Source organism: Achromobacter sp. 1L-A-4-B-C2 (assembly GCF_057291955.1).
Genome location: NZ_JBXAWP010000001.1, coordinates 385893 through 400388 on the forward strand (window position 1 = coordinate 385893; position 14496 = coordinate 400388).

Annotated in this window: 13 protein-coding genes; 3 read left to right on the forward strand and 10 right to left on the reverse strand. The window is 66.1% G+C overall.

Annotation, left to right across the window (positions count from 1 at the left end):
- Positions 1-16: 16 nt before the first annotated feature.
- The 9 genes from AC0Z35_RS01855 to AC0Z35_RS01895 all read right to left on the reverse strand — a co-directional run bounded on the left by AC0Z35_RS01855 (position 17) and on the right by AC0Z35_RS01895 (position 10656).
- Entirely contained in the window at positions 17-2512 is a 2496-nt protein-coding gene (locus tag AC0Z35_RS01855) for a TonB-dependent siderophore receptor (protein ID WP_485131505.1), read from the reverse strand.
- Between the two features lie 118 nt (positions 2513-2630).
- Positions 2631-3635 carry a FecR domain-containing protein gene (locus AC0Z35_RS01860; RefSeq protein WP_046806772.1) on the reverse strand — a complete coding sequence of 335 codons (1005 nt, stop codon included), beginning with the start codon at positions 3633-3635 and terminating at the stop codon, positions 2631-2633.
- 11 nt (positions 3636-3646) lie between these two features.
- Positions 3647-4156 carry a sigma-70 family RNA polymerase sigma factor gene (locus AC0Z35_RS01865; RefSeq protein WP_046806773.1) on the reverse strand — a complete coding sequence of 170 codons (510 nt, stop codon included), beginning with the start codon at positions 4154-4156 and terminating at the stop codon, positions 3647-3649.
- Between the two features lie 107 nt (positions 4157-4263).
- A complete protein-coding gene (gene fhuE, locus AC0Z35_RS01870) occupies positions 4264-6609 on the reverse strand; it encodes a ferric-rhodotorulic acid/ferric-coprogen receptor FhuE (RefSeq protein WP_485131658.1) in 2346 nt (781 codons plus the stop codon).
- Positions 6610-6817: 208 nt separating this feature from the next.
- On the reverse strand, positions 6818-7858 hold the full coding sequence (locus tag AC0Z35_RS01875; RefSeq protein ID WP_485131504.1) for a FecR family protein: 1041 nt from the start codon (positions 7856-7858) through the stop codon (positions 6818-6820).
- The gene (locus AC0Z35_RS01880; protein WP_046806776.1) at positions 7855-8358 is read right to left on the reverse strand and encodes an RNA polymerase sigma factor; all 504 of its coding nucleotides are present in this window, start codon (positions 8356-8358) and stop codon (positions 7855-7857) included. Before AC0Z35_RS01880 ends, AC0Z35_RS01875 begins: the two co-directional genes overlap by 4 nt.
- A gap of 106 nt (positions 8359-8464) precedes the next feature.
- A complete protein-coding gene (locus tag AC0Z35_RS01885) occupies positions 8465-8707 on the reverse strand; it encodes a hypothetical protein (RefSeq protein ID WP_046806777.1) in 243 nt (80 codons plus the stop codon).
- Between the two features lie 161 nt (positions 8708-8868).
- The gene (locus AC0Z35_RS01890) at positions 8869-9750 is read right to left on the reverse strand and encodes a prohibitin family protein (protein ID WP_104142243.1); all 882 of its coding nucleotides are present in this window, start codon (positions 9748-9750) and stop codon (positions 8869-8871) included.
- Positions 9751-10011: 261 nt separating this feature from the next.
- The gene (locus AC0Z35_RS01895; RefSeq protein ID WP_485131503.1) at positions 10012-10656 is read right to left on the reverse strand and encodes a DMP19 family protein; all 645 of its coding nucleotides are present in this window, start codon (positions 10654-10656) and stop codon (positions 10012-10014) included.
- Between the two features lie 229 nt (positions 10657-10885).
- On the opposite strand from AC0Z35_RS01895, the gene AC0Z35_RS01900 reads away from it, so the two are divergent.
- Positions 10886-11950, forward strand: a complete 1065-nt coding sequence (locus AC0Z35_RS01900) for a M4 family metallopeptidase (protein WP_120156821.1) — start codon at positions 10886-10888, stop codon at positions 11948-11950.
- Positions 11947-12279: a protealysin inhibitor emfourin gene (locus tag AC0Z35_RS01905; RefSeq protein ID WP_046806781.1), complete on the forward strand. Its 333-nt coding sequence runs from the start codon at positions 11947-11949 to the stop codon at positions 12277-12279. Before AC0Z35_RS01900 ends, AC0Z35_RS01905 begins: the two co-directional genes overlap by 4 nt.
- 20 nt (positions 12280-12299) lie before the next feature.
- Here AC0Z35_RS01905 and AC0Z35_RS01910 read toward each other — a convergent pair whose 3' ends face one another.
- Positions 12300-13529, reverse strand: coding sequence for an MFS transporter (locus tag AC0Z35_RS01910; RefSeq protein WP_146073886.1), 1230 nt, complete (start codon positions 13527-13529; stop codon positions 12300-12302).
- Positions 13530-13688: 159 nt separating this feature from the next.
- On the opposite strand from AC0Z35_RS01910, the gene AC0Z35_RS01915 reads away from it, so the two are divergent.
- The gene (locus AC0Z35_RS01915) at positions 13689-14486 is read left to right on the forward strand and encodes an AraC family transcriptional regulator (RefSeq protein ID WP_046806783.1); all 798 of its coding nucleotides are present in this window, start codon (positions 13689-13691) and stop codon (positions 14484-14486) included.
- The last annotated feature ends 10 nt before the right edge of the window (positions 14487-14496 follow it).

Sequence of the window (14496 nt, forward strand, 5' to 3'; positions counted from 1 at the left end):
TCCTGACCGGGTTCCCTTACAGCTTGGGCGCGTAGCGGAACGTCAGCATGACGTTGCGCGGCTGGCCGTAGTAGTTGTTGCTATTCAACGTGTTGTAGGACGGCACGTAGTATTTCTTGTCGAACACGTTATTGACGTTCAGGCCGATGCTCATTTCCGGCGTGGCCTGATAACCCACGCGCGCATTCCAGATGGTGAAGCCGGCCAGCTTGAAGGCGCGGTCCGAACTGACGGTGTCGGTCTGCGTGTTGACGCCCGCGCCCACGCTCAGGCGGTTCATCATGCCTGGCAGCTTGTAGTTGGCCCACAGGCGCAGCATGTGCTTGGGCGTCCACGTGTTGAAGACCTGACCCTTGTTGTCGGGGTCTTCCAGGTACTTGGTGGTGTTGTAGGTGTACCCCGCATACAGCTCCAGCCCGCGCAGCACTTCACCCGACACCTCCGCTTCCACGCCCTGACTGCGCACCTTGCCCGACGCGCGCGAGCAGTACCAGCCGTCGCACGCGAAGCCGGCAGCGTAATCGTTGACGGCGCGGTTCTTGTGGTCGTAGCGGAATAGCGCCAGCAGCGTGTTGATGCGGCCGTCCGCCAGTTCGCCCTTGATGCCGACTTCGTAGTTGTTGCCTTCGATGGGCTTGAGCAGGCTGCCTTCCTGCGTGCGCTGCGTCTGCGGTTCGAACACCGTGGTGTAGCTGGTGTAGGCGGACCAGTTATCCGTCAGCGAATAGACGATGCCGGCGTACGGGATGAATTTGCCGGATGTGCTGGACGTGGTGGTGCCGCCGCCGCCGCTGTAGGAATAGTCATACCAGCCGACGCGGCCGCCGCCGATCAGCGCCAGCGACTCGGTGGGCTTGACGCGCCAGGTGCCATAGATGCCCTTTTGGCGGATGTCGTAGCTGCTGCGCGAGTCATAGCCGCTGGCCGCCGCGATCGAATCGATGTCCTGCCAGGGGCGATGGTGGTCCAGGTCGAAGATATTGCCGTTCTCTTCCCACACCCGCGTGAAGCGGTCGTTCGTGGTCAGCTTGGAATAGTTGGCGCCCAGCACCACTTCCTGCTCCATGCCCAGCGCGTTGAAGCTGCCGCTGATGGACATGTCCGCGCCGCGCTGCTTGCTGTTGAAGTCCACGCCGAAATCGCCATACGACAAGCCACTGCCGTCGCGCTGCACGGCGTCGGCCACGCGCTGGTGCACCGTGGTGTTCTTTTCATTCATGGCCACGCCGGCAAGCTTGAATCGCCAGGCGTCGTTCAAGCGATGCGTGACGTCGGCGTTGAAGATCGTCTGGTCGTTCTTGGCGCGGTTCCAGGTGGACCCGGTAAACGTCGAACGCGGCAGATCGATGGCGCCGCCGTCCTGGTAGCGCGGGTAGCCCACAATCATCGGGCGCGAACGGCTGTAGCGGTTGCTGATGCCGATGCCGACCGTGGTGTCCTCGGTCACGTCGACGTCCAACGCGGCGTACAGGTTGCGCGTCTTGTCCCACACGTAGTCGATATACGAATGGCTTTGGTCTTCGTCCACCACCACGCGGCCGCGCAGCGTGCCCGCGGCGTTCAGCGGCCCGCCCGCATCCAGCGTCAGGCCGTAGTGGTCCCACGAGCCGGCCTTGCCGGACAGCACCACCGACGGCTCGGCGTCGCCGCGCTTGCGCACCAGGTTGATCGCCCCGCCCGGGCTGCCCGCGCCTTGCAGCAGGCCGGCCGCGCCGCGCAGGATCTCCACGCGGTCGTAGAACACCAGCGAGTCCTGCTCCCAGTTGCCCAGGCTGTAGCTGTTGCGCAGCAGGGACACACCGTCGTATTGCAGCAGGTCGACCGGAAAGCCCCGCGAATTGATCGCCACGCCCGCCCCCACGCCTTGCACGCCGACCATGCCGGCTGTGTTGTTGATGGCGTCCGGCAGGCTGGTCATCACCTGGTCGTCCATGCGCTGGCGGGTCAACACGGTGATGGACTGTGGAATGTCCTTGAGCGCCTGTGTGGTTTTGCCGATGGTGACGGCGGGCGTGGTGTACGACCCCGTGCCGTCCGTCGTGGGGTTGTAGCTGCCCGTCACCGTCACGGGCGCCAGCGTTGCCGCCTGCCCGGCGGCCGGCGCGGGTTGCAGACGGTAGCCGCCACCGGCGCGGCCCACGGCCTGCAAACCGGTGCCCGCCAGCAGTTCGGACAACGCCGTGTCCACGGCAAGCGTGCCAGACACGCCGCGTGTACGGGCGTTGGCGGTCAGCGCCGGGTCCGAGGCCACCATCACGCCCGCCTGCACGCCAAACGCGCCCAACGCCGTGCTTAACGGTCCGGCCGGTATGTTGAGGTTCACGGTGCGCGGCTTCGACGCCGACGCGTCCTGCGCGTCCTGCGCATACACCGCGGATGGCCACGGAGCCGCAAGCGCGATGGCGGGCAACGCCAGATGCAGGGCAACGCTGAGACGAGTGCGCGGCAAACGTTGGCGACGCGGCGTGGACAAGTGGGCGGCGGTGGCCACGCGGGCAGGACGAGAAGACATGAAGGGGGATTCCTGGCTCATGAAGGACGGGCGCAGCGTGCCGCGCGAGAGCGCGATGGGGCTGCTTTCCTTACATGACGCGCGGGAGGATGCGTTACGCCGTTCCGGTTACAACTTTCTATGCCAAGCCCACCGACACCCAATAACGGGTATAGCGGCGCACGCGCACGGGCAGCACGTCTTGCAGCATGTCCAGCACGCGCTCGGTGTCGGCCAGCGGAAACGCGCCAACCACGCGCAGCGCGGCCGCCTCGGTCGAGCAGGCCAGCCGACCCGGGCGATAGCGGCCAAGCTCTTGCAGGAACTGCGCCAGCGGCAGTTCGTCGGCGATCAGCATGCCGTGGGTCCAGGCCGATGCCGCCGCTTCAAGCGGGCGCGGCGCATAGCCGCCCGCCGTTGAAAATTCTGCCTGGTTGCCCGCCTGCACGCGACGCGGCGCATCGGCGGCGTTCAGGCTGCGCACATCGACCGCGCCTTGCAGCACCGCCACGCGCAGCGCGCGGCCATCGTCCAGATCGCGCACGACAAAGCGTGTGCCGACCGGCGTGAGGATGCCGCTGCGCGTGCGCACCTGAAACGGCCGGCCCTTTGCGTCTTGCGCCGTCGTCACCAGGATTTCGCCTTCGTGCAGCACGACCTCGCGCAAGGTCGCGGTGTAGCGCAGGTCCACCGCGCTGGCCGTGTTCAGTTCCAGCCGCGTGCCGTCGGGCAAAGTCAGCGCGCGGCGTTCGCCGGTGCCGGTGGAAAGGTCGGCCGTTATCCGGCGCACCGTGCCGGCCTCGCCCATGGCCCACGCGCCCAGCCCCACCCCCGCCGCCGTCACCATCCAGCGAATGGCGTTGCGGCGCGACTGGATCAAGGGCGCCTGGCGCAGCGTGTGGGCGGCCACATCATGGCCGGCCTGCGCCACGCCCGAGGCCACATCGCGCGTCAACGCGGTCAAGCGTTGCCAGGCCAGTTCATGCGCGGGCTGCGCGCGCCGCCATTGTTCGAAGCGCGCGCGGTCGGCATCGCTGGCGTCTTCGCGCAACCGCGTCCACCAGTCGGCCGCTTGCCGCAAGACCTTGGGATCGACACGCCCGGCCTCGGGCGCGTGCGGGCGCAGCAGCTTGGCGCCGTCCATCACGCCCCGGCTCATCCGTAGACCGTCGTGTAGCAATGCACCAATGCGCGCGCCAGCGACTTTTGCACGGCATTGGGCGTCAGGCCCAATTGCTGCGCGATCTCGGCATACGACAAGCCATCCACCTGCGCCATCAGGAAGATGCGGCGGCTGTTCATGGGCAGCGTGTCCAGCAGTTCGCAGAGTTGTTCCAGCGCTTCCAGGATCAGCGCGCGATGCTCCACCGACGGTTCGACCGCCACGGGTTGCAGCGCCAGGGATTCGGCATAGGCGGCTTCGAGCGCGGCGCGGCGCGCACGCCCGATGACCAGGCGCGTGGCGATGGTGCGCAGATAGGCGCGCGGCTCGGACAAGGGTTCGCGCACATTGGCGCGGATCAGGCGTTCAAACGTATCGTGCGCCACATCCGCCGCGTCGCACGCATTGCCCAGCTTGCGCTGGAGCACATTGCGCAACCACTGGTGGTGAGCCTGGTAGACCGATTGCACTTCGGCGTGGGCCGCGAAGGAAGAGGATGGCATGGCGGAGCGCCCCGGCGTCGCCGCCAGATCCTAAACAAAATGAAAATGATTCGCAATTATAAATATCTTTGAATCGTTTTCAAGACGGGATTTGCCGGGGCCCCCGATCAGAACTTGGCGGTCAGGTTGACGAACACGCTGCGGGGTTCGCCGTAATACACCTGGCTGGCGACGCCGCCCATATAGTATTTTTTGTCGAACAGGTTGTTCACGTTCAACTGGGCCGACAAGGCCGAGCTGAAGTCGTAGCGCGCCATCAGGTTGTAGATGGCGTAGGCCTTCTGCTTGGCCGTCACGGTATCGTCGCCCGCGCTGACCTGGCTATAGGTCGAGATCTGCCAGTTGACGCCGCCGCCCACGGTCAGGCGGCTCCAGTCGCCCGGCAAGCGGTACGTGGTGAACAGCTTGGCCATGGCGCGTGGCCGTTCGGTGTTGACGGACACCCCTTCGGCATCGCGGCTGGTGTAGTACGTGCCGCCCGCGTAGGCGTTCCAGCCCGGCGCCAACTGGCCACTGACTTCCAGTTCCACGCCCTTGGTCGTGACGCCGTCGGCCGTGGTGTAGGCCTGGTCCATCGAGCCCGGCACCAGCGCGTCGCCATCCAGCACCGCCAGCTTGCTTTGCTTGACCTTGAACAGCGCAATCGACGTGTTCAAGCGGCCGTCCAGGTATTCGCCCTTGACGCCCACTTCGTAGTTCTTGCCTTGCACCGGGTCCAGGTAATTGCCGTTGCGGTCGCGGTTATCCTGCGGCTGGAAGATGTCGGTGTAGCTGACGTAGGTGGAATACGTGTCGTTGATGTCGTAGACCACGCCCGCGTAGGGAATGAACTGCGAGTCCTTCTGGTCGCGCGTGTCGGACTTGGATTCCCACGTGGCGTAGCGGCCGCCCGTGATGGCGGTCAGGCGGTCGGTCAGCGACCAGCGCGCCGCGGCGTACGCGCCCTGCTGATGCGTGACCGTGTCGCGCAACGTGGCGTCCGTCCAGGTCGGCTGCGCGAATGAACCGTCCCATTGATAGAAGTTGCCGGTGCTGGCCAGCGACGCGCTTTCAAAGCCGTAGCGATAGAAGTCTTCGCCATAACGGCTGCGCATGGCGCCCACCACCACTTCGTGCTTGCGGCCCAGCAAAGTGAACGGCCCCTTGGCCTGCACATCCAACGAGGTCTGGTCGGCGTACGAATTCCAGTAGCCCGGCAACGCGCGCAGGCCCGTGCCGGTTTCGCGGTCCAGGTCGCCATACAGGTACAGCAGCTTGGCGTCGTACTTGCTCTTGCGATGGGACCAGTCGGCGCGCACTTCCCAGTCGTTCTGGAAGCGGTGCGACAGCGTGGCGAACATGGTTTCGTTGGTGGTGTGCCAATACGTCCAGTCGGCCGCCGTGGTCTTGGAGCGCCGCCAGCTCGTGTCCGTGCCGTCGCTGAACACCACGGGCAGGCTGCCCCAGGTGGAGCCGCGTGGACGCTTGTCCTGATAGTCGGCCCCGATGCTCAAGGTGGTGTTGGGCGTGAGGTCGGCGTCGATCACGCCGTAGAACACCTTCTTGTTGGCGTGGTACAGGTCGATATAGGAATCGCGGCCCTGGTACACGGCGACCATGCGGGCGCGCACCGTGCCGGCTTCGTTTAACGGCGTGGACATATCCAGCGTGCCGCGATACTGGTTCCACGAGCCAAAGCCCGCGCTGACCGAACCGGTAAAGGTCTTGCTGTTGGCGTGCTTGCGCACCAGGTTGATGGAGGCGCCGGGATTGCCCGCGCCCGACATCAGGCCGGTGGCGCCGCGCACAACCTCAATGCGGTCATAGATGAAGGAATCGTTATCGGATTCGCCATACATGGACAGGCCGATGGTGGTGGGCACGCCGTCGTATTGCAGGCTGTCGATGTAGAAGCCGCGTGACCAGAAATCGGTGCGGTCCGAATCCTCGCTGACCACCTGCACACCGACCACGTTGCCCATCACTTCGTCCAGCGACCGCAGGTTCTGGTCGTCGATGCGCTGGCGCGTCACCACGCTGACGGACTGCGGCGTTTCGCGCAGCGACAGCGTCAGCCCGGTTGCCGCCGCGGATGCGGGCGTGGTGTAAGAGCCCGTGCCTTCGGTTACGGCCGGGTCCGAATTGCCCAGCACGGTCACGGGCGCCAGGCTGGCCACGCCGCCATCACGCGTCAGGATGATGCTGTCGCCCTGCCAGCGGTACACCACGCCCGTACCTTGCAGCAAACCGCGCAGCGCTTCTTCGGGTGTCATGCTGCCGGAGAAACCACGGGTGGACAGGCCGGCCACCACGTCGGGCGCGTAGAACACGCGCACTTTGGTCTGCGCCGCCCATTGCAGCAGCGCATCGCCCAGCGGCTGGGCGCCGATGTTGATCGACACGCCGGCGTTCTGGGCGCGCGCCGCGCCGGGCGCGGCGGCCAGACTCAAGGCCACACCCAGGGCCAGGCCCATGGCCAGCGTCAAGGAAGAAGGCGTGAAGCGCGGGGTGGCGCGGGCGCGGCGCGATGCCGGCAATGAATTTCGGTGTGCGAAGAAGGTCACGACTACCTGCTGTTTCGGTTCGACGAGGGGGGTGGCAAGGGCCGGGCTATGAAGCTCGGCCCAACGCCTTCCTTCGTAGAACGTTTCAAACGCAGATAAACCTGAATCTCATTCCCATTTATTTTGTAACGGCGCCCGCCGCGTCCGCCCGCGTGTAGACGTCGATGGGGCCGCCGGGGCGTGGCGCAAGGCGCACCGGCGCAATGGCAGGCAAGGCATCGATCAAGGCTTCGGGGCGGTCAAGCGGGAACGAGGCGGACACGCGCAAGCGCCCCACCTTGTCGTCGGCCAGGCGCAGCGGCGTGGCCAGATAGCGGTTCATGTCGCGCACGACGTCTGCCAGCGGCGCGTTCTTGAACACCACGCGCCCTTCCCGCCAGGCGGTCGCCCCCGACACGTCGGCGGGCGCGGGCACGCCGATGGCGCCGCTGCCGGGCACGCGGAGGCCATGGCCCGCGCGCAGCACGGCGCGGCCCAGGTTCCACCAATGCCCGCCCGACACCTGCACCGTGCCGGACTCCACCAGCACGGTCACCTGGTCGGCGTCGCGGCGTACGTCGAACACCGTGCCCGTTACGCGCACCACGCCGCTGCCGGCGTCCACGGTGAACGGGCGTGTGGCATCCGCCGCCACGGTAAAGGTGATTTCGCCGCTGTCCAACGCCACGTCACGGCGTTCGGCATACAGCTTGACCGTGGCGCGCGTGCCGCCGTTGATCTCAAGCACGGAACCGTCGGGCAGGCTCAGTTGGCGGCGTTCGCCGCGTTCGGTGCTAACCGTGGTGGTGAAGGACGGCGCGGGCACCGGTAGGTTCCACCACACGCCCAGCGCGACAACCACCGCGGCCGCACAGGCCAGCGCGACTCGCAGGGTCAAGAAGCGGTCAGGCCGTGGGAGGCGGGGCCGCGCCGGCACCGGGCCGCCCAACAGGGCATGCACCTGATCGCGCGGCAAGCCCGCCGCCGCCGCGCCCAGCTGCTGCATGCGGTCGAACTGCCGGGCGCGCTCGGGGTGGTCGCGCCGCCAGCGCGCAAACGCGCGCCGGTCACGCCGCGTGAGGTCACCCGAATGCCAGCGCGCGAACCACCACGCCGCGGTGGCGGCGTCGCGCGGATCATCGCGCGGATCATCGTGATCAGGGGTAGGAGACATCGTCATGGAGTGTATTCGCGCAGGCGGTCGCGGGCATGCTCGATGGCGCGCATGACATAGCGTTCGATCATGTTCTTGGACAGGCCCATGTGCTGGGCGACTTCCGCCTGGGTCCAGCCTTCGATGCGGTTCAGCACGAATGCCTGGCGGCACTTGGGCGGCAATTCCGCCAGCACTTTGGCCAGATCGTCGGCCAGGCGCGCGGCCCGCAACGGCGCATCGGGGTCTTGCACGATCAACTGATCGGCGTCGTTCAATTCGTCCAGCGGCACGTGTTCGGCGCGATCCTGCCGCCGCCACCGATCGATCAAGCGATGGCTTGCCGCCTGGAACAGATACCCGCGCGCCTTCAGCGCCACGCTGGCGTCCGCCTTCAGCAAGCGTTCGACGGCGTCATGCGCCGCGTCTTCGGCGTCGTGCCGGTTGCCCGTGCGGCGGCTCCATACGCCCACCAGCTCGTCGTAATACGCGAGCCAGCCGGTGCGGGTCGGAGGTGAGCGGGACATGGGCCGAACGGATTACGCAGCGAAACAGGGTGGCGAATTTTACAAATAATTCTCATTATCGCAACTGCTGTTTTTAGCGCCCGGCCAGATGCGGCGCTTTTTGCCGCTAGTAATCCATGGGGATATGCGCCTGCGCCGCGCGCAGTTCCTGGATGTGGCGTTCGGCCTCTTGCCGTTCAGCCGCCGGCGGCAAGGGCCGCCAACCCACCATGTTGCCCGGCGTTTTCACGGGCATCCAACCCAGCACGCTGTATAGCGAAATGGCGGTATCGCCCGTGTCCAGGCGCGTTTCGTAATAGCCCTGCCGATCCGGCGCGGTGTCGCCGGACGTCCAATCCAACTGCGACATCCATGTCTCCTTGTGCAAGCCTCTTGGGCAAGCGCGCCGCCCGCGTGCGGCCTTCGCTTGCCTGATCGTAAAGCGGGCGTTGTACGCCGGTGCGCCTACCTTGCGCCCGCTTTGCAATTCTTGACAGAGGGGAATCCCTAGGATGCCGGCCGCGCTGCGCGTTACTTGATGCCGATGAACGGCAGCGCGGCACCGGGCACCTGCGTGGCCGGCAGCACGCCGTCCCACTTTTCAACAGCGTTCAGGCTGACCAGGTTGGTGTTGGCGGCCAGCGCTTCGGCCTTGGCGCGGATGGACGCGGCTTCGGCTTCGCCGCGCATGCGGATGCCGTCGGCTTCAGCGGTGAACTGCTGGCGGCGTGCATCGGCTTCGGCCTTGGCCTTCACCACCTGGATCTCGGCGTTGATCATCGCCGTTTCCTTTTGCTGGCGCGTCGTTTCAATCTGCACCTGCGCCAACATGCGCTGTTCAATCGAATGCTCGTAGGCTTGCGAGAAACCCACTTCTTCGATCTGCACGCCCACCACTTGCACCGGCGCGCCTTCCATCGTCTTGAGCACCGCGTTGTTCACATCCAGGCCCAGCTTCTGGCGTTCCTGAATGGCGCGCACGGCGGTGTACTGGCCGAACACGTTCTTCACGGCGTCGGGCGTCTTGCGTTCCAGCACGCGCATCTGCAAATTGTTGATGGTGCCGTATTCCGAATACAGCTCGGCCACGTGCTCGGGCGGCACGCGGTACGTGACCGACACGCGCAAGTGCGCGGGCTGTTGGTCGTACGAATACGCTTCCAGCTTTTCAAACACGAACGTGTGGTCGCGCACCGACACGGTCATCACGTTGTCGATGAACGGCGTCTTGAAGTCCAGGCCCGGTTCCGACACGCGCACCAGCTTGCCGTTACGCAGCACCACGCCGCGCTCGCCCTGGTCCACCTGAAACCACGAACCGAACGCCAGGAACAGGATCAGGAAAAACAGAATCACGGCCCCTGCGGCGACCTTAATGTTGCGCGGTTTGACCGCGCCGATCGTCTTGACCATCTGGATATCCGTCGGCTTCACTTTGAGTCCCTGTCTGATTTTGTACGTTTACGGTCCGAGAACACGGCCGCGATGCCACGAGCGAGCAAATAGGCGACCACGGCCGCCCCCACCAAGATCAGGAAATAACGCATCGCGAGCCCCCCCCCGGGAAAGAAGCACCGGATTCTATCCCGTGATCGGAACCGAATCCGCATTCAAAAGACCACCATTGTTGCCAGACATTTCCGAACGTTGCCAGGCATGCAAATGGGGCGGTTTTCAGGCGCCGTAATGCCGTAAACCCAGCCGCGACAAGGCATCGGGATAGTCCCAGAACGCGTGGTCCAGGCTGTCCATTTCCTGCTGCTCGGCCTCGGTCATCGCGCCGTAGATGTCGTTCAATTCGATGACGCCGGGCGACGCCTCAAAGCGGTCGATCAGGCCACGCATGCGCGACAGCACGGCGAGCATGTGCGTGGCGCCCAGCTTCTTTAACGCCTGCAACGCGAGCTGGCACGTGGGGTCGCCCCAGTTGCACAGAAACTGCATGAAGCCGCCATTGTTGATGTCGGCCTCCATGCGCCACAGCGCCACCAGTTCCTGTTCGATCAGCGGCAAGCGCTCAAGCGTCCAGTCGGCCGCCTGCAACGCGGCCAGCGCTTTTTCATAGCGCTGGTCCCACAGGATGTCGTACACATTCAGCATGCCTCGCGGCGCGGGTTCCCACAGCTGCGGCCACACCAGGCCGTGGCCGTCGTCGACCAATTGCCATTGCAGGCGTTCGTCTGGCGTCGCCTTCTCAAGACGGATGTAGCGCTTGATGGGTTCAGACAGCGTCTGGCCATTAGCCAGCGTCAATTGCAGATGTGTGGGCGTGAAGGCAAGGGCCGCGATGCGGTAGTCGGGCATTGGCGAATCGGGCATTGGCGAATCGGGCATTGGCGAATCGGGCGTCGGCAATTCAGAAGTCGGCATGGCGGCATGTGGCGGGGAAAACGACAGGCAAAGTACCGGAACGCCGTGGTGCTGTCGAGGCACGCGCTTTCCCGTCGCATCAGGCGGCAGACTGTTACGCCATCGGTCATCGGGCATCTGCTACCGTGGCATTTCGCCCCGCCGGCATTGCGCCCGGCGCTGAAAGACGGAGACCCGAATGCCACGTCCTTCCGAGTCCACCCCCTTGATCGGCGTGATCCCCCCGTATGTGCTGGACCGCCTGGCGCAGCATACCGACGCCCGCGTCAGCATGCCCGCCGTCAAGACGTTGATCATCGACCAGCAGCAGCGCAGCCTGCGCGACATGGCTACGCAACCGCCCCGCGCCACGCTTGCGCCAAACGCGCCGCCTTCTCGCCCAGGCGCGCCGCAGCGCGCCATTCACGATGCGCACAACGACACCACGCTACCGGGCACGCTGGTGCGCACCGAAGGCCGGCCCGCCAGCGGCGACGTGGCGGTGGACGAAGCCTATGCGCATCTGGGCGCCACCTACAAACTGTTCTGGGACGTCTACAAACGCCACTCCATCGACGGCCACGGCCTGCCGCTGGTGGGCACCGTGCATTACGGCGAAGACTACGACAACGCCTTCTGGAACGGCGCGCAGATGGTGTTTGGCGATGGCGACGGCGAAGTCTTCAACCGCTTCACCGTCGCCGTCGACATCATCGGGCACGAGCTGGCGCACGGCGTCATCGATTCCGAGGCCGCCCTGCTCTATCAAGGCCAGTCCGGCGCGCTGAACGAATCGTTGTGCGACGTCTTTGGCGCGCTGGTCAAGCAATACGCTCTGGGGCAAACGGCGCGGCAGGCCGATTGGCTGGTGGGCGCCGGGCTCTTCACCGAAAAGATCAACGCCCGCGCGCTGCGTTCAATGTCGGAACCGGGCAGCGCGTACGACGACCCGGCGCTGGGCCGCGACCCGCAACCCGCGCACATGCGCGACTACGTCGATACGCCGCGCGACAACGGCGGCGTCCACATCAATTCCGGCATACCCAACCGCGCGTTCTTCCTGGCGGCCACCGCGCTGGATGGCCCCGCGTGGAAAGGCGCGGGCGGCGTCTGGTACGACACCTTGTGCGACAAGCGGCTGCGCCACGACGCCGACTTCAAAACCTTTGCCGCATTGACGGTGACGGTCGCTGCCGAACGCTTTGACGCCGCCGTGCAGCGCGCCGTGGCACAAGCCTGGGCGACCGTAGGAGTCTTGACATGATCGAACTGCCTTCCTTGGACCTGGCGCTGCTGGTGCGGCTCACGCGTGAAGGCGGCGTGGCCTACCTGCCCGCGCTGACGCAGCCGCGCAGTATCAACCTGGCCACCTGCCCGCCCGGCGTGCGCCAGGAAGTGTGCGACACCTTGCAACGCGCGGCGCCGCTGGCCGTGCCCGAATACGGGCAGGCGGGCGGCGACCAGCGCTACTTTCATATTGAAATCGTGCTGGACCGCGACGAAGACTCGGCGGTGACGTTCGATGTGCCGGAAGCCCAGGCGCCCGACACGCTGGTGCAACTATGGAAGACGCACGCCCAGCCGCTTGACTGACGCGCCAGCGCCATCACGCATCACGGCGCCGGCTGGGACCGGGGCATGCCGGCGCGGTAGCCGCCGATCTGAATGGCGCGGCCCGCGTACGTGCCGATGATGGCCATGGCCACGCACAGCGCCGCGCAAACGCCCAACGCCACGCCCCAGCCGCCCAGGCGGTCGTGCGTGGCGCCCACCAGCGCGGGGCCGGTGGCGGCGAACAGATAGCCGACGCATTGCGCCATGCCCGACAAGGCAGCCGCCTGCTGCGCATGACTGGCGCGCAGGCCCACGAAGGCCAGGCCCAGAATGATGCCGCCGCCCGTACCCAGGCCCAGCAACACGATCCACAACGTGGCCCAGTGCGGCGCGGCGATCAGCCCGGCAAACGCCACGAACGATGCGGCAGCCGAGCAGAACGCGGCCGCGCGCTGATCCTTCATGCGCCGCACGACGGGCGCCAGGAACAGGGCCGGACCCGCCGACATCAGTTGCAGCAGCCCATGCAATGACCCCGCGCGTTCGGCGGAATAGCCCGCGTCGCGCAAGATGGCGGGCAGCCAGCTCACGCCCACATAGAACACGAAAGAATTGATGCCCAGATACAGCGTGACCTGCCACGCCAGCGGCGAATGCCACAGCCGCCCACCGTGCGGGGCGTGCGCGGTGGTGGACGCGGGCGCGGTATGCCCGCCCAATTGCGGCAACCACAACAGCAAGCCCAGCAGCGGCACCACCAACAGGCACAGCGTTGAAAAGCGCCAGCCATCGGCCGACAGATTGGCCAGGGGAATGGCGACGGCCGACGCCGCGCCCGCCGCGATGCTCATCGTCAACACATAGGCCGACGTCAGGCCGGCCACGCGTTGCGGGAAGTCGCGCTTGACCAGGCTGGGCAGCAATACATTGCCGATGGCGATGCCCGCGCCGATGATGGCCGTGCCCGCATACAAGCCCCAGGCCGCGCCATACGGACGCACCAGGATGCCGGCGCAAATCAGCAACAGCGCGCCGAACAGCGTGCGCTCCAGTCCGAAGCGGCGGGCCAGCGCCGCCGAGAACAGCGACACCACGGCGAATGCCAGCAGCGGCAAGGTGATCAACATGCCGGCAGCCGTGGACGACAGGCCCAACTGTTCGCGGATCATGCCAATCAGCGGCGGAACACCGGTAATGGGCGCGCGCAGCGCCATGGCAATGCAGAGGATGCCCAGGATGAGCCAGGCCGCGCGGCGGCCGGCGGGGGGAAATGCAGAGGGAATTTTCATCATGCCGACAGCTTATCCACACGCAAGCCTGCCGAATTTCGAGACAATGACAAGCTATCCTTCATTCCTGCCAAAGCGATCCGGGCGGTGTGGTCCGGGCGGTGTGGTCCGGCCAAGCCAGGTTTATCGACCCCTGTCACCCCGACCGCGCGGCCTGCCATGCGACTGAACCTGCCAGCCCCCTTCGACCTCGACTCGCCCACCCAGTGCACCTTCGCCATGCCGGTGGACCCGGCGGACCGGGACGACGAATCCCCCACCCATCGCCACCCCATGGGCCAGTTGGTGCTGGCGCTGCGAGGCGGCGTCACGTGTTCCGTGCCGCAAGGGCTGTGGATGGTGCCGCCGCAGTGCGCCGTGTGGATACCGGGCGGCATGTCGCATAGCAATCGCGTCACGGCCAACGGGCTTGTGTACTTTCTGTTTGTGCCGGCCGATGTTGCCGGCCTGCCGACCAACTGCTGCACCCTGACGATCACGCCGCTGCTGCGCGAGCTGATCGTGCACCTGTCCGCGCAACCCGCCGCCGATCTGGACGCGCCCGTCAACCGCCAGCTGTCGGACGTGCTGATCGAGCAGTTGCGGCGCATGCCGGCCGAGCATCTGCACTTGCCGCTATCCGACCACCCTCGCCTGCGCGACATCGCCAGCGCGCTGAACGCCGACCCGTCCGACCGCAGCACCGTCGCGCAGTGGGGCAAGCGCGTCGCCATGAGCGAACGCACGCTGGCGCGGCTGGTGCAGCAGGAAGTCGGCATGAGTTTTGGGCGCTGGCGCCGGCAGCTGCACATCATCCTGGCGCTGCAACGCCTGTCGGCGGGCGTGTCGGTGCAGCGCACCGCCGATGACCTGGGCTACGAATCGGTCAGCGCCTTCATCACGATGTTCAAGAAAACGCTGGGCAAGACGCCCGCGCGCTACTTCGCGGACAAGTCGGCGGGTCCGGCGGCGGGGTGACGATGCGCCG